This window comes from Sphingopyxis macrogoltabida (assembly GCF_001314325.1).
In the GTDB taxonomy this organism is placed as follows: domain Bacteria; phylum Pseudomonadota; class Alphaproteobacteria; order Sphingomonadales; family Sphingomonadaceae; genus Sphingopyxis; species Sphingopyxis macrogoltabida.
In genome coordinates this window covers 1,803,980-1,823,140 of record NZ_CP009429.1, presented here as the reverse complement: position 1 = coordinate 1,823,140, position 19,161 = coordinate 1,803,980, and the positions used below count along the sequence as shown (strand labels likewise).

The window sequence follows — 19,161 nt, the reverse complement described above, 5'->3', positions numbered from 1 at the left end:
AGGGAATCAGGGCTTGTCGGCCTCCCACCAATAGGGCTCGCGCTTGCGGCTGCCCGTCTCCGTCTCGTTCATCGTCAGCGGGTCGTAAAGCCGTCCGCCCAGCATCACACGGTGGATATGTTCGGTATTGCGGATGTTTTCCGTCGGGTCGGCGTCGAGGATCAGCAGGTCGGCGAGCTTTCCCGCCTCAAGCGATCCGACATCCTTCGCGTAGCCGAGCGCGGTTGCGGGCATGATCGTCGCGGCGCGCAACGCATCGATGTTGCTCCAGCCGCCGCGGACGAAAGACCATATCTCCCAGTGCGCGCCCACGCCGGCCTGCTGGCCGTGCGCGCCAATCGACACGTTGCGACCCGTTGCGGCGATCTTGGCGGCTTCGCGCGCCGAATCGTCGTCGACATAATCGCCCTCGGGCGCGATGACCCGGCGCTTGTTGTCGGCGGCGAGGATCGTCGGCGGGATATGCCGCGCGAGGATCGGCTGTTCCCAGACATTGGTATGCGCGCGCCAATAGGGATCGCCCGCAGGCCCGCCATAGGTAACGACGAGCGTCGGCGTATAATCGACCTGCGTCTGGCCCCAGAGCTGCACCAGATCCTTGTAGAAGGTGTGGAGCGGGACATTGTGCTCGACGGTCGAGTTGCCGTCCTGGATCAGCGTGACGTCCTGCGTGTAGAGCGAGCCGCCTTCGGGCACGACGGTGATCCCTTCGGCCTGCGCGGCACGGACGACCATCTGGCGCTGTTCGCGCCGCGGCTGATTGTAATTCTTGACGCTGTACGCCCCCTGCGCCTTCAGCCGCCGGACATGCGCCAGCGCGTCGTCATAGCTGTTGATCTCCGAATAGCCGGTCAGCGATTTCGCGCCATAGATGACCTCGCCGGTCGAAAAGATGCGCGGTGCGAGGATCAGCCCGGCACGCTGCATTTCGGACGAGACGAAGATTTCGGCGGCGCGCGACGACGGGTTGTGGCTGGTCGTCGTGCCCATCGCGAGATTGACGAGTTCGGACCAGTTCTGTTGCGGCACCAGTTCGTCGTCGCCATGCGGGCCGTGCGCGTGGCCATCGACGAAGCCGGGGACGATCGTCTTGCCGGTGGCGTCAACGGTCACCGCGCCAGCCGGGACGGTGATCGCACCCGCAGGTCCGACCGCAGTGATGCGGTCGTCCTCAATGATGATCGCGCCATTGTCGATGATACCGCCGTCCTTGTCCGCCATGGTGACAATCTTTGCGCCGGTGATCACGACAGTCCCGCGATGCTTTGACGCCACCTGCGTCATCGACAGAGATACGCCATCGGTAGGCGGCGTGAACTTCGCTGCCTTGTCGTCGGTCGGGGCATTGGCGAAGAAACTGGCAAGGTCGGCGCTGAACAATGTCGGGCCGCGCGTCCAGTGGAGACGGCTACCGCCGTTCGACCAGTGGATATAATCGGCACCGCTGCCGCTGACGCGGGTAACGGGGAGGGCGCCACTCTTGGTCCCCAGCGAGACGTCCTGCCCGCCCGGCATCAACGGTGTGACATAGGCGTCGAAATTCTCCCGGAAAGCCAGCGTGCGGCCATCGGGGGAAATCTCGTAATCGCTGACCAGTTCGCCATTGGCGTGGACGCGTTTGTCCTGCCCGCTGAGGTCGGTGCTGACGAGTTGGCTTTTGCCGTCGGCAACCACGATCATGAAGACACGGTCGTTGTCCGCACCGAACTGGGGTTTGGCGCCATTGTCGGCGACGCGATCGGATGTGCCTCCCGAAGCCGCGACGCGATAGATGCCGGGATTGTCGCCCCAGCGCTCCGAGGTCAGGTTGCCGCCGGCCCGGCGCTCGAAGACGATCGTCTGGCCGTCGGGCGAGAAGCGCGGCTCGGCATAATGGCCGGGGGTGGCCGTGATCTTGCGCGAGGCGCCACCGCCTGCGCCGACGACGTGCACTTCGCCGAGCCCGGCGTCGGTCCAGCGGACGAATGCGAGCGAGCGGCTGTCGCGCGACCAGCTCGGCCACATTTCGAAGGCGCCGTCTTTTGCCGTGGTCAGCCGCCGGGCGGTTCCGCCGGTCGCGGGCTTCACCCACAATTTGCCGAGCGTTTCGAACACGACCTGTCGTCCGTCGGGCGACACTTCGGCCCAGCGCGGCATCTTCGTCGCGAAACTGTCGGGTGCGACTTCGACCGCGGGATGCGTCGCGTCGACGATCACGCGATCGTCGTTGATGCTGAAGGGGATGATGCGCGCTTCGCCGCCATTGCCGTTCACGCGGCGCAGCTTGCCGCCGGCCCAGAGGACGATGTCGCTGCTGTCGGGGGTCCATGCCATATTCGGATAGACGCCGGTAACCGCCCAGGTTTCCTGCACATCCTGATCGAGCGCGTCATAAACCTTGCGCTCGATGCCCGAGGCGAGGTCCTTGACGTAAAGCTTTGAATCCATGCCTTCGCGGCGAACGAAGGCGAGGCGCTTGCCGTCTGGCGAAGGCGTCGGACGAACCGCGCCGCCGGCCCCCGACGCGGCTGTCGTGACCTCGCCGTCGTTCAGATCATAACGTTCGATGTGGAAGAGGTCGGTGTTGCTGTCCTGCGCATATTCGAAGATCGGCCCCGGCGTGACGTTGCGCGTGTAATAGATGCCCTTGCCGTCGGCCGCGAAGACCGGTTCGCCGAGTTCTTTCTGATGCTTTTCGCTCACCCGTTTGACCAAGGGCACGCCGGCGCCGCCCGAGACATGATACATCCATACCTCGCCGGTCCCGAGCGAACGTCCCGTCGTGAAATGCTTCTTGGCGACGATGAACTGGCCGTCGGGACTCCAGCCCGGCTGGTTGAGAAGGCGGAAATCCTCCTTGCTGAGCTGGCGCCGGTCGCTGCCGTCGCGGTTCATGACCCAGATATTGTCGCCGCCGCCGGCATCGGACACGAAAGCGATGCGGCGGCCGTCGGGCGAGAAGCGCGGCTGATGCTCATAGGCCAGTCCGGCGGCGATCCGCGTCGGCGTGCCGCCCTCGATCGGCATGGTATAGATGTCGCCGAGCAGGTCGAACGCGATGGTGCGGCCGTCGGGGGCGACGTCGACATTCATCCAGCTCCCTTCGTCGACGGCAATCGGAACCTTGCGTGTCGTCATGCCCGGCGGCGCATTGACGTCCCACTTTTCCGCCGTCGCATCGGCCGCTGCAGCCGCGGGCGCGGCCTGTTGTGCGAATGCCGAGGTCGAGCAGGCCAGAGTCGCCAGAACGGCGAGGGTGAAACGCGTCATATAATATCCCCTGTCGAAATTATCGGGCGACCATATGGTTGAAGTCCGGACTTGCAAGTGACAGTCTTCGACGAAGAACTGGCAGGGTCGACGGGCGGCGGATCGCGATCGCCGCTTGCCTGGCGGAATTCGGGGAGAGCCAAGGCGTGCCTTTGACGGGAATTCGTGTCATCGATTTCGGGCGGTATATCGCCGGGCCCTATTGCGCCGCGCTGCTCGCCGATTATGGCGCCGACGTCATCCGGATCGAGGCCCCCGAAGGCAATGAGGATCGCTATTCGGTTCCGGTCGCCGACGACGGGTCGGGGGCGATGTTCCTCCAGATGAACCGTAACAAGCGCAGCCTTGGGTTGAAGCCGGGCAGCGAGGCGGGACGCGAGGTCGTGCGGCGGCTGGTCCGCACCGCCGATGTCGTGGTGGCGAACATGCCCGACGACGCGCTCGAAAAGCTGGGGCTCGACTATCCGACGCTCTCGGCGCTCAATCCTGCGATCATCCTCGTTACCGCTTCGGCGTTCGGCAGCGAAGAGCCGCTCGCGCAGCGGGTCGGCTTCGACGCGGTGGGGCAGGCGATGTCGGGCGCGGTGTATCTCGGCGGTTCCGACGGGGCTCCCGCGCGCGCGCAGGTCAATTATGTCGACTTCACCACCGCGCTCCACTGCGCCTTCGGGGTGATGCTCGCGCTGCGCGAACGCGAACGGACGGGCAAGGGTCAGCGGGTGAGCGGTTCCTTGCTCGGCTCGGCGCTCGCCATCTCGAACGGGCTCACGATCGACCATGCCCTCAATGGCGTCGACCGCGGCATGATGGGCAGCCGCGCCTTCAGTTCGGCGCCGACCGATATTTTCGCGACGCGCGACGGCTGGGTGATGACGCAGGTGGTCGGCAACCCGATCTTCGCGCGCTGGGCCGCGCTGATCGGACGGCCCGAACTTGCCGACGATCCGCGTTTTGGATCGGACATCGCGCGCGGCGAACATGGCGCCGAATTGAGCATACTGATGGCGGAATGGTGCGCCGCGCGGACGACCGACGACGCGATCGCCGAACTCGGCGCGGCGCGCGTTCCCGCCGGGCCGGTGCTACGGCCATCGGAAGCGCTGGCGGAACCGCAGGTCGCGGCCGCCGGCCTTGTCGAACCGATGGAATATCCGGGAATCAAAGGCACGGCGCCGATCGTGCGGACGCCGATCACGCTGTCTGCAAACGCCAAGGCCGAGCTTTCTCCTGCGCCGCGTGTCGGCGAGCATGGCGAGGCGATCCTCGCGGAGCTGGGATATGATCACGAAGCCATTTCGGCTTTGCGCCGAGATAGGATTATTTGAGCCATTGGCGGTGGACGTCGCAGGCGGTCATGTTTAAGTACCGGTCAGTATGAAATTGAACGATGGAGTCCGCGATGACCGAGCAGAATGAATATGTGCCGCCCAGCATCTGGACCTGGGACAAGGAAAGCGGCGGGCGCTTTGCCAATATCAACCGCCCGATCGCTGGGCCGACGCACGACAAGGATCTGCCGGTCGGCAAGCATCCGCTGCAGCTCTATTCGCTCGGCACGCCGAATGGCGTCAAGGTGACCGTGATGCTCGAGGAATTGCTTGCTGCGGGCCACAACGGCGCCGAATATGACGCGTGGCTGATCAATATCGGCGACGGCGACCAGTTTTCGAGCGGTTTCGTCGGTGCCAATCCGAACAGTAAGGTCCCCGCCCTGGTCGACCGCAGCGGTTCAGAGCCGATCCGCGTCTTTGAATCGGGCGCGATCCTGATCTATCTCGCCGAGAAATTCGGTGCCTTCCTGCCGACCGAAACGGCGAAGCGCGCCGAAACCTTGTCGTGGCTGATGTGGCAGATGGGAAGCACGCCCTTTCTCGGCGGCGGGTTCGGCCATTTTTACGCCTATGCCCCGACCAAGCAGGAGTATCCGATCAACCGCTATGCGATGGAAGTGAAGCGGCAGCTGGATGTGCTCGACCGACGCCTTGCGGAGAGCGAATATCTGGGCGGGGCCGACTATACGATCGCCGACATGGCGGTCTGGCCCTGGTACGGCGCGCTCGTGAAGGGGCTGGTCTATGACGCCGGCGAGTTCCTGCAGGTGCAGGATTACAAGCATGTCCAGCGCTGGACCGACCAGATTGCGGCGCGCCCGGCGGTCAAGCGCGGGCGAATGGTCAATCGCGTGACGGGCGACCCGGCCAGCCAGCTCCACGAGCGTCACGACGCATCCGATTTCGATTTGCGGACGCAGGACAAGCTGGCGCCGGAGCCTGCGGCCGAATAGGCACGTCATTCTTCCGAAATGCGGTATTTGCAGAAGCGGGCGTCCGGCCGGCGTTAAGGTTTCGGAAGGGTTTCGTGGAGGTTTCGCAGCGAAGAGGCAGTTTTCTGCCTCGTCGCCTCGCCGCACCGCCCGTGTGTCGCAAGCCATTTTTGCGTAAAATACGAAAAACCGGTGTCGCTGCGAGGCGACCCGGCTTTCATCATGTGGGCCCATCCTGGGCCGCATGACAGATCCGCTTTTCCTTTCGCGGTTGACCCGCCCATTCGTCGAAGTCCGCCAAGCGCTGGTACGGCACGAGCGCGGCGCGGCGATGATCGAGATGGCACTCGTCCTGCCGCTCTTCCTCGCATTGCTGATGGGCATCCTCGTCTACGGGCAATATTTCCTGCTCGCGCATAGCGTGCAGCAGGCTGCGAACGACGGCGCGCGCGCCGCGATCGTCGGGCTCGATGCGGCCGACCGCCGCGCCATCGCCACGCGCGCGGTTGACCGGAGCCTGCAAGGCGCACCACAGATCACACCCGACAAGCGAACCATCGCCGTCTCCGAAACGGGCGACGCGATTACGGTCGGCGTGACCTACACCGTCCCGGCAGACAGCTTCCTGCGCACGTCGATCGTTCCCGTGCCCGGCAACGTCATCCGCGCCGACGCGACCTTCGAACTGCCGGTGGAGTGACGCCATGACCTTCTTCTCGTTCCTGTCCATCCTCGTCCGCGACCGGCGCGCGGGGATCAGCATCATGTCGGCGCTGGGGTTGACGATGCTGATCGGTTCGGCCGCGCTCGCGGTCGATGTCGGCTCGCTCTATCTTGACCGCCGCAAGCTGCAGGGGATCGCCGACGCTGCGGCAATGGCCGCCGCCGCCAGACCCGGCGAAGAGCGGGTCGCCGCACAGCGGATTATCGCAGCAAGCTGTGCGTGCACGATCACCATCGCAGCGCTGACCAGCGGCACCTATACTCCCGACGCGGCGGTTGAGGCCGAGAGGCGGTTCGTCGCGGGCGGCGGCTCGCCCAATGCGGTGCGGGTGACGCTGACCCGAAATCGCCCGCTCTTCTTCGGCCGCTTCCTGACCGGTCGCAGCGAAAGCATAATCAGCGCGACCGCAACCGGCGCGCGGCGTGGCTATGCCGCCTTCTCGCTGGGTTCGCGGGTGGCGGCGGTGCACGGCGGCGTGCCCAATGCGCTGCTGTCGGCGCTGACGGGCAGCCAGGTCAATTTGTCGGTGATGGATTATAACGCTCTGGCGAGCGCCGATATCGACTTGCTTGCCTTTTCGGACGCTCTGCGGACCGAGATAGGCGCCGACGTGCTGACCTTTGGCCAGACTCTCGACACGCAGGTGACGACGCCGCAGGTGCTGTCGGCGCTGGCGCAGGCGTCGGACGGGCAGGTGGCGACCGCGCTCGAACATCTTGCTTCGAAGGCGTTGCCGCGCGCGCTGGTTCCTTCGCGGGCGATCGACCTCGGGCCACGTTCGTCGAGCATCCGCATCGACGCGGCCAATCCGGTGAAGGTCAACGCGCTCGACCTTGCCCGCGCGATGCTGCTGCTCGGCAATGCCAACCGGCAACTCGACCTGTCGCTCGCGAGCAGCCTGCCCGGCGGGTCGGGGGTCGATCTGGCGCTGATGATCGGTGAGCCGCCCGCGCATTCGCCGCTGATTGCGGTGACCGATACCAACGATGTCGTGGTGCGCACCGCGCAGGTGCGGTTCAAGCTCGACGCCAAGGTATCGACGCCGCTCGCCGCGGTGCAGATTCCGGTGCTGGCCGAGCTCGGGTCGGCGTCGGCGCGCATTTCGGACATCCAGTGTCAGGGCGCGGGGAGTGGTTCTGTCTCGCTAGCGGTGACGACCACCCCGGCCACGCTGGCGATCGGCACGGTCGCCAGCGCCGATTTCCAGAACATGCAGCGGCAACTCGATCCGCAGCCCGCGCGGCTGCTGCGCCTGCCGCTGGCGAGCGTCGATGGAGAGGCCGAGCTGGTGCTGTCGGACCTCGCCGAAAAGCCGCTCGGCTTTTCGCGCGCCGAGATCGATGCGGGAAAGATGAAGACGGTCGAGAGCACCGGGCTCGTCGCGGGGGCCGCCAAGTCGCTCTCCGACCGCATGGACCTGCGGGTGAACATCCTGGGGCTGGGGCTCAATGCCAAGGCGCTCACCTCATTGGTCGGCGATACCGTAGGGTTGGCAGCGCCGGTGCTCGACGCGCTGATTGCCGACATCACCGGGGTACTCGGCGTGCATGTCGGCGAGGCCGACGCGCGGGTCAATGCGCTGCGCTGCGGGAGAGCGAAGCTGGTTTGAATCTCCGCAATGGTATCAGAACGGGCAAAAATGCGACGCCGATGCATCCCTTCCAGACCCAATGTCGCTGATCCTCGATTATACGCACGGTGAGGGCGCGAGCTTCAGGAGGGCGATGTGGCGACAGCACGCGAACCGCAACGCGTATCGGCGGCGGAGTTCATCCGCGGTTTCGCGAACTGGCGGATGCAGGCGGCGCGAAAGCCGGTCGTCGTGACGCACCATGGCAAGGACGCGCATGTGCTGATCTCGCTCGACGACTATCGGCGCCTCGACAATGGCGGCGCGGCGACATCGGCCAATGCATTACAGGATTCACTGGCGCTCCTGATCGAATCGATCGCGGAAGGCGCGATCGTCATCGACCGGCAATGGCGCATCCTGTCGGTCAACCCGGCTGCGAGCGACATGATCGAACGCGCTGCGGCGGACCTGATCGGAGCGGAACTCGCCGCCGCGCTGCCGGAGCTCGGCGGAAGCCTGCTGTTCCAGCGCATCATCCGCCTGCTCGACCATCGCGAGCGCTTTTCGGGCGATATGCCGGGCCTTCTGCGTCCGCGCCAATGGTTGCATGTCGATCTGGTGCCGTTGCCCGTCGGCGGCGCAATCCTGCTGCGCGATGTCAGCGAGGCGATGGACGATATTGCCGCGACCGATGTGCGGCAGGCGCTGGCGACCGTGATCGATATCGACGGCAGCGTCGGTCATGCCCGGCTCTCGGTGCGCGAAACCGTCGATACCGCGAACGAGGCATTGACGGCCATGGTCGGGGTCGACGCGGCGGCGATCCGGCGGGTGCGCTTTTCGGCGTTGCTTGCTGTCGGACATCGCGCCGCCTTTTCGGATGCGATCGAGAGCGTGTTCCGCAGCGGCGAGCCGGTACGTATCGCTTCGCAGATCGTCACCCGCGACGGGATCGCGATCGACGTCATGCTGTCGATTGCCGAGGTTCGCGGCGCCTATGCCAGCGAGGGGGCAGTTGTGCTCGTGACCCGGTACAGCGCCGGCTAGGACTATCTTATCGCGCTCCATAGCCCCTGCCGCCCCCGGGCGGCGGGGTGCAGTTGCGTGCGATCGCTGGACATGCGGCGGAAGTTGTTGAAGGTGTCATGCATCGCGTTGCGAAAGACAACTTACCTTTACGTAAGCGTGAACCGATAATATAAGGGCGGCATTGCCCAAGGGAGAATCGTCATGGACATGGAGTTCAGCCCCGAAGACCTCGCATTCCAGAAGGAAGTGCGCGAGTTCATCGCCGAAAATTACCCCGCCGAACTGCGCGACAAGCAGGACGAAGGCGAGGAGATGTCCAAGGAGGATTTCCTTTCCTGGCACAAGATCCTGTACAAGAAGGGCTGGATCGCTCCCGCCTGGCCGGTCGAATATGGCGGCACCGGCTGGACCCCGACGCAGCGCTTCATCTGGTCGGAGGAAACCGCGCGCGCCGACTGTATCCGCCTGATGCCCTTCGGCCTCGCGATGGTCGGGCCCGTCATCTACACCTTCGGTACCCCCGAACAGAAGGCGCATTTCCTGCCGCGCATCCTGTCGGGCGAGGACTGGTGGTGCCAGGGCTATTCGGAGCCCGGATCGGGGTCCGACCTTGCCAGCCTGCGCACCGCGGCGGTCAAGGACGGCGACGATTATATCGTCAACGGGCAGAAGACGTGGACGACGCTGGCCCAGCACGCCGACTGGGGCTTTTTCCTCGTCCGCACCGACAAGGAAGCGAAGCAGCAGGAAGGCATCAGCTTCCTTTTGATCGACATGAAATCGCCCGGCATCACCGTGCGCCCGATCATCACGCTGGGCGGCGAGCATGAAGTCAACGAAGTATGGCTCGAGGATGTCCGCGTGCCGCAGTCGCAGCGCGTCTATGAAGAGAATAAGGGCTGGACCTGCGCCAAATTCCTGCTCGCGCACGAACGCACCGGCATCGCCGGCGTCGCCGCGTCGAAGCGCGGGATCGAGAAGGTGAAGGCGATCGCGCGGACCGAGCTCGACGGCGACCAGCCGCTGATCGCCAACGCCTTTTTCAAACGCAAGCTGGCCGAACTGGAAATCGACCTGACCGCGCTCGAATTTACCGAGCTGCGCAGCCTAGCCGGTCCGAATGCGGGCAAGGGACCGGGGCCTGAATCGAGCCTGCTCAAGATCAAGGGCAGCGAAATCCAGCAGCGGCTGACCGAGCTGACGCTCGAAGCCGTCGGCCATTATGGCGCGCCCTATTTCCGCGGGTTCGGGGAAGGCGACAACGAGCATCCGATCGGGCCCGATTACGCCCATCGCGCCGCGCCGACCTATTTCAACATGCGCAAGACGACGATCTATGGCGGGTCGAACGAAATCCAGCGCAACATCATCGCGAAGATGGTTTTGGGATTGTGATCCCGAAACCGCCCCGGAGCTGATCCGGGGTCTCCATCGGCCTTGGGGGCCGTTTGCGGCAATGGGCCCCGGCTTTCGCCGAGGAACATAGAAAGAGATAACGACAATGGACTTCACCTACACCGAAACGCAGGACATGATCCGCGACACGCTGTCGCGCTTCCTTGCCGATACCTATGATTTCGAGACGCGCCAGAAGTTCATCGCGACCGACACGGGCCGCGACCCGGCGATCTGGACCGCGCTGGCGCAGGAACTCGGGATGCTCGGCGCTGCCTTTGCCGAGGGGCATGGCGGACTGGGCGGCGGCGCGCTCGAAAATGCGATCGTCATGGAGGAACTGGGCAAGGTGCTCGGCATCGAGCCCTATCTGCCGACCGTGGTCATCGCCGGCGGAGCGTTGAAGGCGGTCGGCGGCGCGCAGGCCGAGGCAATGATCCCGGAGATCATCGCCGGCAATGCGATTGTTGCTTTCGCTTATGCCGAGCCACAGGGCCGCTACGACCTTGCCAATCTCAAGACAACGGCGAAGAAGGACGGCGCCGGCTATGTGCTGAGCGGCCACAAGAGCGTCGTCTACGCCGCACCATGGGCGAGCCACCTGCTCGTCACCGCACGCACCGGCGGCGGGCAGCGGGACAAGGATGGCGTTTCGCTGTTCCTGATCGACGCGAAGCTGCCGGGCATCGTCCGCCGCGACTATCCGACCGTCGACGGCAGCCGCGCGTCCGAAATCTATTTCGAGAATGTCGCGATCCCCGGCGATGCGCTGCTCGGTGCCGAGGGGGGCGGTCTGCCGTTGATCGAACAGATCGTCGACGAGGCGACCGTCGCGGTCTGCGCCGAGGCCACCGGCGTGATGCAGAAGCTGCACGAAGGCACGTTGGAGTATACGCAGCAGCGCAAGCAGTTCGGCGTGCCGATCGCCAAGTTCCAGGTCCTCCAGCACCGCATGGTCGACATGTTCATGGAAGTCGAACAGGCGCGCTCGATGACGATCATGGGGACGCTGAAGCTGGACCTGCCCGCGAACGAGCGCATGGCGGCGGTGTCGGCGTGCAAGGCGAAGGTCGCGCGCGGCGCGAATTTCGTCGGCCAGAACGCGATCCAGACGCACGGCGGCATCGGCATCACGCAGGAACTGGCGATCGGCCATTATTTCAAGCGCGCGACGATGATCGAAGGCCAGTTCGGCAGCGCCGATCATCATCTGGGGCGGTACGAACGGATCGTGCTGGCGGACTGAGCGGGGGCGGCGGCTGGCGGCCGGTTGCCGCCGTAACTGACATGCACCCCGGCGAAGGCCGGGGTCCAGGGCGCAGGTGCGCGGCGCTGGTATTTCAACGCTCTGGACCCCGGCCTTCGCCGGGGTACACAAAACGGGCGAACGTCCCCTCGCCACCCCATAACCGCCGTCAATAAGCGATATCGATCGCTAGCCGCAGCGTGCGTGGGCGCAGCGGAGTAAGGAAGCCGGCGCTGCCTTCGACGAAGGGCGTGCCGAGCGCGAAACGGTTGCCGCGGGCGTCGAACAGGTTGGTCAGGGTCAGCGACAGGCCGCGCCGGTCGTCGCCGATCCGCGCGGCGAGGCCGGTGTCGAGATATTTGCCCTGACCCTCGCCGAGGATCGGCCCGATGCCGAGCCGCGACGGGCCGACATAATTGGCCCAGCCGTTCAGCCGGAAGTCCTCGTCGCCCATTGGTGCGGCATAGTTGAAAGAGCCGCGCACGGCGTAGCGGGCGACATTCGGGATTTGCCCCAGCCGGGCGAGCAGCGTCGCTTGCGGGATCGTCACGCCGACCTGCCCATCCATGGCGGCGGCGCGCATCGCAATGGCGCGCAGTTCGGCGTCGAACAGTTCGGAAACGCGGCTGTGGTTGTAGACGGCACCGATTTCGAACGACAGCGCCGAGGTCGGTCGCACCGCGAAGGCGCCGGTGATGCTGGTGATCCGCCCGTCACCGATATTGGCGGTAGTGGGAAAGCCATTGGCATCGATGAAATCGGCCTGGATATCGCGCCAGCGGCTGCGCGAGACGGCAAGGCTCGCGTCGAACGGCGTCCGGCCCTTTTCGCCGAAGCGGACGCCCGCCTCCCATGTCTGGACCTGATCGTTACGGAAGCGACGGACGAACTGGCTGTCCACGGCAAGACCGCCGGGACGGAAGCCTTCCTGATAGCGAATATAGAGGGTGACGTTGGTCAGCGGCGATGCGAGCAACGACGCCGAGGGCAGGAGGTCGGTTTCCGTCCGGTGCGCCGTAACCTCGCGCCCGGCGTAGGCGATGTCGAATGCCACATCCTCTCCGCTGCCGCCCAGCCTTGCATGGGAGAGCCGAAGGCCGCCCGAGGCGATGACACGGGGAACGATCTCGACCGTCGTCTCGACATAGCCGGTGAATTCGGTGATGCTGTTGGTCACCCCGGTCAGCGGCGTCAGGGTGAAGGCATCGCCGATCTCGCGGTTCTGTCGGGTGCGGTTGTCGAGGAAGCTGGCGCCGACGACCCAGCCGAAGTCATTGTGGAAGGGGCGCGACAGGCGCGTTTCGCTGACGAACATGCGCGTGTCGTTATTCTGGTCGAGGATGCGCGGCGGATTGTCCGGTGCGGTCGCGTCGAACCGTTCGAACAGGCGGTGATTGACGTAGGCGTTCGACGAACGGAAATGCAGCCCGTCCCAGTCCTTCATCACGACGAGGGTGCCGAGGCCGTAGCGCGCCCTGGCATTCTGCTCGACCATCGAGTTGCGGATCAGCGGCGGTGCGTCGCGATCCGCATATTGCGCGTCTTCGGACGTGATCGATTGATAGACGCCGCCGAGGTCGACGGTCCAGTCGTCGCCGAGATCGAGGCGCAGCGTGCCGCGGCCGCCATAGACGTTGACGCGATTGACGTCGTTCTGGCCGCGCAGCGGATTGTCGATATAGCCGCCGTCGCTGAGCATATAACCGACAAGGCGCAGCGCATGGCCGTTGTCGCCGAGCGGGACGTTGGCAATCGCTCCGAGGTCGCCGCCGGGGTCGCCGTGCTGTGTCAGCGAGACGCCGGCGATCGCCTGTACTGTCTGACGGTCGGGATCGGGCGGCGTCGGGACGACGCGGATGATGCCGCCGAGCGAGCCCGCGCCGTAGAGCGTGCCCTGCGGTCCTTCGAGGATTTCGACATTCTGGATGTCGTAGAGGCGAAGGTCGGGATCGGGCGCATTATAGCTGAGGCGGATATCGCCTAGATATTGTCCGACCGTCGCCTGCGTCGGGCCGGTGAAGCTCGAATCGGCAATGCCGCGGATGAACAGCTTGTTGCGCCCCGAACCGAGATGGGTCGAGGAAACGGTCGCCATACGCGACAGGATCGAATCCATCCCGCGCTCGCCGCCGAACGCCAAATCGTCGCCATCGAGAACGGTGGCGACGCCCGCATAATTTGCGTAGGGAATGTCGGTCTTCGAGGCGGTGACGATGATCTCGTCGTCGGGCCCGGCGACCAGATTGTCCGGCGCCCGCGTTCTCGGCGGCGGCGCGGCGTGCGGCGGCGAGGTGGCGCGGCGCGCGACCTTCGGCGGCGGGGGGCGGCGCTCGATCCGCCAGCTCGTCGCGCTGACCCGGACGATGCGGGCATCCGATCCGGCGAGCATCCGCTTGATCGCCTTTTCGACGCTCATCCTTCCGCGCACCGGCTTCACCCGCGATTGCCAGAGCCCGGCATCGGCGACGCTGATGCTGACCCCGGCCTGTCGGCTGAGGATCGGCAGCGAGCCCGAAAGACTGCCGCTCGGCACATCGAATGCGCGCTCCTCGGCCGCACGCGCCTGCGCCGGAACGCTCGTCAGTGCGGCTGCAATCAGAAGGGGCAGGGCGCGCGTCATCGTCAGCGGGTCAAGGTCCAGCCGTCGCCCTGCCGTGCCGCCTTCGTTCCCGACAGCGCGGCGAGGTCGGCGACGGTACGGGCGCGATTTTTGTCGACGATCAGGGCGCCGCGGAACGACACGCCGGCCGCCTCGGGCGCGACCGAAATGTCGAGACCGGCGGTACGTTTCAGATCTTCGGCGACGATGGTGAGCGGCGTGCCGTTGTAGACGAGCAGGCCGGTGCGCCAACCGCCGACGCTGCCGACATCGACATCGCGGACTGCGGGTGGCGCCTTGTCGTCGTCGTGTGCGTCGATCGCCTTGCCGGCATTCATGCGGACATTGTCCTTGCCCGGATTGTAGACGACGACCCCCTCGGAAACCGCGACCGAGGTCGCGCGGTTTCGCCGCACGACGTTGAAGGCGGTGCCGAGGTCGACGATCTTCGACGCGCCCGCCTCGACGACGAACGGGTCGCCGTCGCGGTGGACGACATGGAACATCGCCTCGCCCGACGCGAGCCGGGCAAAGCGCGGGCGTTCCTTGTCGAGTTCGATCACCGAACCGCCGTTGATCTCGATCCGTGAGCCGCCGGCGAGAGCGATTGTGCGATGCTCGCCCGCCGCAGTTTCGATCCGGTTCGCGTCGCCGAACAGGCCGAGGCTCGACAGGCTGACGGCGCCGACGAGTGCGGCGGCGATCGCGCCACCGAACCAGGCGCGGCGCGACGGGCGGCGCGGGGCGTCGTGCGGGATGATGACGACCGCCGGCTTGGCCGGCTCGGGCGCACTTTTCGGCAGGGCGTCGAGGTCGAGGTCGAGGCTCGCCATCGCGTCATACACCGCCGAATGACCGGGGTCTTCGGCGAGCCAGTCGGCAAAGCCGTCCCAATCGGCAAAGCCGGGATCGCGCTGGCGGATCAGCCAGTCGATGGCGCGCGTTTCGGCGAGGGTGCGGGGGTCAGCCGGCATCGAACTGCCTCCGGAGATCGGCCAGCATGGCGTAGACCTTGCGCAAATCGGCTTCGACGGTGCTCAGGCTGACGCCCATTTCGCCGGCGATGTCGCGCTGACTGATCCCGTCGATCCGGAAACGGCGGAAAATAGCGGCCGGACGTTCACCGGTCGCATCGATCGCCCGTTCGACGAGAAGAAGCTGTTCGCGCGAGATGAGCAGCGTTTCGGCCGAGGGTTTCGGCAAGGCGGCGCTTTCGCCCCACGCCTTGTCGCGAAGTTCGCTGCGCTGCGCCGAACGATAGCGGTCGAGCATCAGATTGTTCGCTGCGCGCATGGCATAGGAAAGCGGATCGGCGATCGGCCCGCTACTGCGGTCGGTCAGGCGCATCCACAGATCCTGGAACAGGTCTTCCGCGGCATCGCCGGCGCCGCGAACCATCAGGAAACGGACGATCCGATCCCGGTTGGCGAGCAATACGCCTTCGATGCCTTGTCCGGCGTCGGTTCGTTCAGTCGCCTCTGTCATCGATCGCTTTGTCTGGAATGCCGTTTGTCGCTGTTCGGCGCCGCGCACCCGCGCGCCGCCCGGCCCCCTGATGATCCCGTCATATAGCGCCATCGCCCAGCCGTGCAACCGCGGCGCACGCCGGGGCGCACCCGCCGGTGGCGGGAGGCTGGACGGGAAGGGGGCGGCATATGCGAACATCGGTTTCTTCATTCTCTTCGTGCCGTAGCAAGGGGGAAGCGAGAGTGGGAGGGTGCTTCCCCCTTGCGGCAAGGTCGGCCCCGGGGGGCTGTTAGAGACCGACCCGCAAGCTGGCGCGGACAGACCAGCCCATATGGCTCTGCTGTTCTTCCGCGGAGAACTCGCCCCCGACCTGGAACGCCGAGTTGCCGGCGATGCCGCGCAGGCGGCCCACCCAGCCGCTGGTGCGGTCGTCGGGAACGAGAGTGAAGGGGGTGCCGTCCTTGAACGACGCGGTGGTCGCGCCGAGCGAGCCCCCGACGATCTGGCGGCGGCCGCCCTCGATTTCGAAGCGCGTCCAGCCGTCATATTCGTCGCGGCCGCCGAAGTCGAAGCCGACCGCGACGGTGCCGGACACCGCCAGCTCGTCGCTGTCGCGGCCGAGGACCTTGAGGTCGAGCGAGTCGCCGCCGCCGGTTTCCTGATATCCCTTCTCGGTCAGCTTGTAATAATCGACCGCGACGACGGGGCGGATTGAGAAGCCGCCGTTCGTGACCGCGTCATAGGCAACCGAACCCGACGCCGACCAAAGCGTGCCGTCCCACTTGCCGCGGATCGTCTTTTCGATGTCCTCGGCCCCGGCTTCGGCGCGGAAGATGCGCGTGCCCTTCATCTTGATCGGCGCCCCCGAAATACGGGCGTTCGCCATCAGGCGGTCCGAGCGCAGGCGCCAGTGCAGGGCGCCTTCGAACTGGCTGGTGCTGACTTCATTGTCGTTGCTGCCGTTGCCGTCCTTGCCCTTGAGGTAGGCGATCGACGCGCCGAAGTTACCGACATCGCTCTCGATCTCGGCACCCATCGAAATGCCCCAGCCGCTGACGTCGTAGCTCGAGGTGTTGCCGAGGCTCTTCGAGGTGCCCCAGACGGCCTGGTTGACCCAGTATCCCCATTTGCCTTCGTCCTGGAACGGTGCGTTGGGGTCCTGCAGGTAGCGCGACAGTGCGCGCGAGCCGGAGGTGACGGTTTCGAAGACGCCGCCTTCATGTTCGGGGAGCATCTGCTGCAACTGGTTGCGGAACTGGCCACCGTCGACGATGTCGAGGAATACGTCCTCGATGTCCTCGTCGCCGCCGAGCGCGTCGATGACGGCGTTGAACGCGCTCGCTTCGGAGCGGTTGAGGCCGAGTTCGGTCGTGCTCTTGCGCGACACATCGACGATGAGCTGCGTCGCATTCGAGGTCAGCGTGCCCTTGTAGAGGAACGGCAGCAACGTCTGCGACGTCGTCAGATTGCTGGCGCCGGTCAGCGAGCCCGCGGTCAGGACGATATGCTCGCCCTCGGCATTCTCGATGCTCGACAGTTTGAGCGCCAGCGTCGATTCGGCACCGAAGCTGGCGTTGCCGGTGACCTGCAACGCCGTGCCCGTGCTGCCGGTGTCGAGCGTCACGCCCAGCACGCCCTTGTCGGTGACGGACAGCGACGAGATGGTTGCCGCGCCGACGACGTCGAAGGTGCCGCCGCCAACGGTGACCGCCAGCCCGCCCGAATTCTGCAGGCGCCCCGAGAAGATCGAAGTGCCGCCGATGCTAAGCGTATCGGCGCCGCCGCCGAAATCGGCGGTTCCGGTGAATTTAGAGGTCCCGGCGAGCGTCATGGCGTCGGCGCCGCTGCCGAAGTGGGCGGTGCCGTCATAGGTCGCGTCGCCCGACAGTGCGAGACGGTTGGTGCCTGCCCCGAAGAAGGTGTCGCCCTTGACCGAGCCATCGGCGATGTCGAACACATCGTTGCCGCCGCCGAAGCGCACGTCGCCGACGATGCTCGGCGCGGTAACCCCCGATGCGACCGCGGTCTGTTTGACCGTCGCGCCGCCGGCATTCGCCGACAGGTCGATCGCGATATTCCGGCCCGACGCTGCCGCCGCGCCGCTGGCGCTGATCGCGCCGCTGTTCTCGACCGTATCGACCTTGCCCGACAGGTCGACAATGGCGCGCGCGCTGCCGTTGTCGCCACCGGTCTTCGCCGCGATCGTGCCGCTGTTGCGGATCAGGGCGACATCGCTGCCCGCTTCGACGAGGATGCCGGTCGCGACCGCATTGGCGCTGTTGCCGCCGCTCGTTGCCTCGACCTTGCCCGCGACGCGGATTTCGGGAGTGGTCGAACCGCTGCCCATGCGGATGCCGGTTGCCGCAACATCCTTTGAATTCGCCGTGACGGTGCCGCCGATGCCGATGCCGCCGGCGATGGTGACGTTGCCGCCCATGCCGCCGATCTGGATCGCATTGCCTGCCGTGCCCGCGTACAGCCCGTTGCCTTGCACCGAACCGTCGATGATCAGGCCGAAACCGGTGCCGGTGCCGTTGACGGCGCCGATGGTGACGTCGCGGTTCGCGGCGCCGATGCGCAGCGCCGGCGCCGAGCCGAACGAGCTGACCGCAGCCGAACCTTCCTTGGCGTCCTCGATGCCGTCCTTGTCCTCGTCCTTGTCGTCCTTATCATTGTCCTTCGGCGGTACGGCGAGGACGATGCCGCCCGTGACGTCGCCTTCGATCGACAGCGCCGGGCCGCCGATCAGCAGGTCGTCGGCGTCGAGCTTCGACGGGTCGGCGGGTGGGGTCGTGGTGCGGTAGCCGGTCGCAACGACGGTGCCCTGGACGACGAGCGCGCCGGTGATGTCGCCGGAAAGCCGTGCCGCGACGGCGTCGAGCCCCTGCGCGCTGATCGTGCCCGCGAGGCGGACGTTGCCGGTGACGTCCTGAAGTCCGACGCCGAGCGCACGGTCGCCGAGGACCGAGATGGTGCCGTCGTTGGTGAAATTGCCGGTCAGCGGGCCGCCGAGGCGGATGCCCGCCGAATCATTGCCCTCGATCGTGATCGTGCCCGAATTGACGATATTGCCGGTGAAGGCGCCGCCGGTTGCGATGCCGACGCGATTGCTGCCGACCGCAAAGGGGCCGTCGATGTCGCCGTCCTTGTCGATGTCGGTCGGCGCATAGCTTTCGTCGATGATGATCTTGCCCGACGCGCTATTGGTGATCGAACCGACGGTGCCGGCGTTGGCGAAGATGCCCCGGGCATTGTCGGAATTGGTGATCTGGATCGTGCCTTCGTTGACCACCTTGTGATTGCTGTCGATCGTCACCGCGGTGCCGCTGGTCGGCTTCACCGATCCGGCCGAGGTGATCTTCACGTCGTCGGGCGCGCCCGACTTGACCGTCGAGGTGCGGACGGGTGCGGTGGTCGCGGTGGTGATGGTGGTTTCGGCGAGGGCGGGGGTGGCCGACACCGCCGCCAGGCAGGTGGACGCTAGCAGGATCTTGCGCATTGGGTTCCTCTTGTGATCGCGATCGGGATGTCCTCCCGGGACAATCACAAGACGGCGCCATGTTCCGGCAGCCTTGGAAAAATTCTTCCATGGCGATCAAATTGACGGCAACCGGTC

Annotated in this window: 12 protein-coding genes; 7 read left to right on the top strand and 5 right to left on the bottom strand. The window is 65.8% G+C overall.

Translation table 11 applies throughout. The annotated features are described in order from the left end of the window. Positions 1 to 6: 6 nt before the first annotated feature. The gene (locus LH19_RS09050) at positions 7 to 3,249 is read right to left on the bottom strand and encodes an amidohydrolase family protein (protein WP_054727228.1); all 3,243 of its coding nucleotides are present in this window, start codon (positions 3,247 to 3,249) and stop codon (positions 7 to 9) included. Positions 3,250 to 3,395: 146 nt separating this feature from the next. Here LH19_RS09050 and LH19_RS09045 point away from each other — a divergent pair, with 146 nt between their 5' ends. The 7 genes from LH19_RS09045 to LH19_RS09015 all read left to right on the top strand — a co-directional run bounded on the left by LH19_RS09045 (position 3,396) and on the right by LH19_RS09015 (position 11,479). Then, positions 3,396 to 4,574, top strand: a complete 1,179-nt coding sequence (locus LH19_RS09045) for a CaiB/BaiF CoA transferase family protein (RefSeq protein WP_054727226.1) — start codon at positions 3,396 to 3,398, stop codon at positions 4,572 to 4,574. Positions 4,575 to 4,648: 74 nt separating this feature from the next. Beyond that, positions 4,649 to 5,533, top strand: coding sequence for a glutathione-dependent disulfide-bond oxidoreductase (gene yghU, locus LH19_RS09040; protein ID WP_054733261.1), 885 nt, complete (start codon positions 4,649 to 4,651; stop codon positions 5,531 to 5,533). 223 nt (positions 5,534 to 5,756) lie between these two features. Then, complete coding sequence (locus LH19_RS09035; RefSeq protein ID WP_054727225.1) at positions 5,757 to 6,212, top strand: TadE/TadG family type IV pilus assembly protein; 456 nt, start codon at positions 5,757 to 5,759, stop codon at positions 6,210 to 6,212. Positions 6,213 to 6,216: 4 nt separating this feature from the next. Next, the gene (locus tag LH19_RS09030) at positions 6,217 to 7,845 is read left to right on the top strand and encodes a TadG family pilus assembly protein (RefSeq protein ID WP_054727223.1); all 1,629 of its coding nucleotides are present in this window, start codon (positions 6,217 to 6,219) and stop codon (positions 7,843 to 7,845) included. A 117-nt stretch (positions 7,846 to 7,962) separates the two neighbouring features. Then, positions 7,963 to 8,856 (top strand): PAS domain-containing protein, encoded by an 894-nt coding sequence (locus tag LH19_RS09025; protein ID WP_054727221.1) that lies wholly within the window; start codon positions 7,963 to 7,965, stop codon positions 8,854 to 8,856. 183 nt (positions 8,857 to 9,039) lie between these two features. Further along, positions 9,040 to 10,233: an acyl-CoA dehydrogenase family protein gene (locus LH19_RS09020; RefSeq protein WP_054727219.1), complete on the top strand. Its 1,194-nt coding sequence runs from the start codon at positions 9,040 to 9,042 to the stop codon at positions 10,231 to 10,233. Positions 10,234 to 10,339: 106 nt separating this feature from the next. After that, positions 10,340 to 11,479: an acyl-CoA dehydrogenase family protein gene (locus LH19_RS09015; RefSeq protein ID WP_054727217.1), complete on the top strand. Its 1,140-nt coding sequence runs from the start codon at positions 10,340 to 10,342 to the stop codon at positions 11,477 to 11,479. A 169-nt stretch (positions 11,480 to 11,648) separates the two neighbouring features. On the opposite strand, the gene LH19_RS09010 is transcribed toward LH19_RS09015, so the two are convergent. From LH19_RS09010 to LH19_RS08995, 4 genes are all read right to left on the bottom strand, one after another. Next, on the bottom strand, positions 11,649 to 14,099 hold the full coding sequence (locus tag LH19_RS09010) for a TonB-dependent receptor domain-containing protein (protein WP_054727214.1): 2,451 nt from the start codon (positions 14,097 to 14,099) through the stop codon (positions 11,649 to 11,651). A 2-nt stretch (positions 14,100 to 14,101) separates the two neighbouring features. Continuing rightward, on the bottom strand, positions 14,102 to 15,052 hold the full coding sequence (locus tag LH19_RS09005; protein WP_054727212.1) for a FecR family protein: 951 nt from the start codon (positions 15,050 to 15,052) through the stop codon (positions 14,102 to 14,104). Next, positions 15,042 to 15,563, bottom strand: a complete 522-nt coding sequence (locus LH19_RS09000) for an RNA polymerase sigma factor (protein ID WP_054733254.1) — start codon at positions 15,561 to 15,563, stop codon at positions 15,042 to 15,044. The genes LH19_RS09005 and LH19_RS09000 overlap by 11 nt, the downstream gene beginning before the upstream one ends. 271 nt (positions 15,564 to 15,834) lie before the next feature. Beyond that, positions 15,835 to 19,044, bottom strand: a complete 3,210-nt coding sequence (locus LH19_RS08995; RefSeq protein ID WP_054727210.1) for an autotransporter outer membrane beta-barrel domain-containing protein — start codon at positions 19,042 to 19,044, stop codon at positions 15,835 to 15,837. Between the last annotated feature and the right edge of the window lie 117 nt (positions 19,045 to 19,161).

Excerpts from the sequence above, each read along its gene's own strand:
- LH19_RS09050 (WP_054727228.1), bottom strand. The coding sequence starts at position 3,249 with ATGACGCGTTTCACCCTCGCCGTTCTGGCGACTCTGGCCTGCTCGACC.
- LH19_RS08995 (WP_054727210.1), bottom strand. The coding sequence starts at position 19,044 with ATGCGCAAGATCCTGCTAGCGTCCACCTGCCTGGCGGCGGTGTCGGCC.
- LH19_RS09000 (WP_054733254.1), bottom strand. The coding sequence starts at position 15,563 with ATGACAGAGGCGACTGAACGAACCGACGCCGGACAAGGCATCGAAGGC.
- LH19_RS09020 (WP_054727219.1), top strand. The coding sequence starts at position 9,040 with ATGGACATGGAGTTCAGCCCCGAAGACCTCGCATTCCAGAAGGAAGTG.
- LH19_RS09030 (WP_054727223.1), top strand. The coding sequence starts at position 6,217 with ATGACCTTCTTCTCGTTCCTGTCCATCCTCGTCCGCGACCGGCGCGCG.
- LH19_RS09015 (WP_054727217.1), top strand. The coding sequence starts at position 10,340 with ATGGACTTCACCTACACCGAAACGCAGGACATGATCCGCGACACGCTG.
- yghU (WP_054733261.1), top strand. The coding sequence starts at position 4,649 with ATGACCGAGCAGAATGAATATGTGCCGCCCAGCATCTGGACCTGGGAC.
- LH19_RS09005 (WP_054727212.1), bottom strand. The coding sequence starts at position 15,052 with ATGCCGGCTGACCCCCGCACCCTCGCCGAAACGCGCGCCATCGACTGG.
- LH19_RS09010 (WP_054727214.1), bottom strand. The coding sequence starts at position 14,099 with ATGACGCGCGCCCTGCCCCTTCTGATTGCAGCCGCACTGACGAGCGTT.
- LH19_RS09035 (WP_054727225.1), top strand. The coding sequence starts at position 5,757 with ATGACAGATCCGCTTTTCCTTTCGCGGTTGACCCGCCCATTCGTCGAA.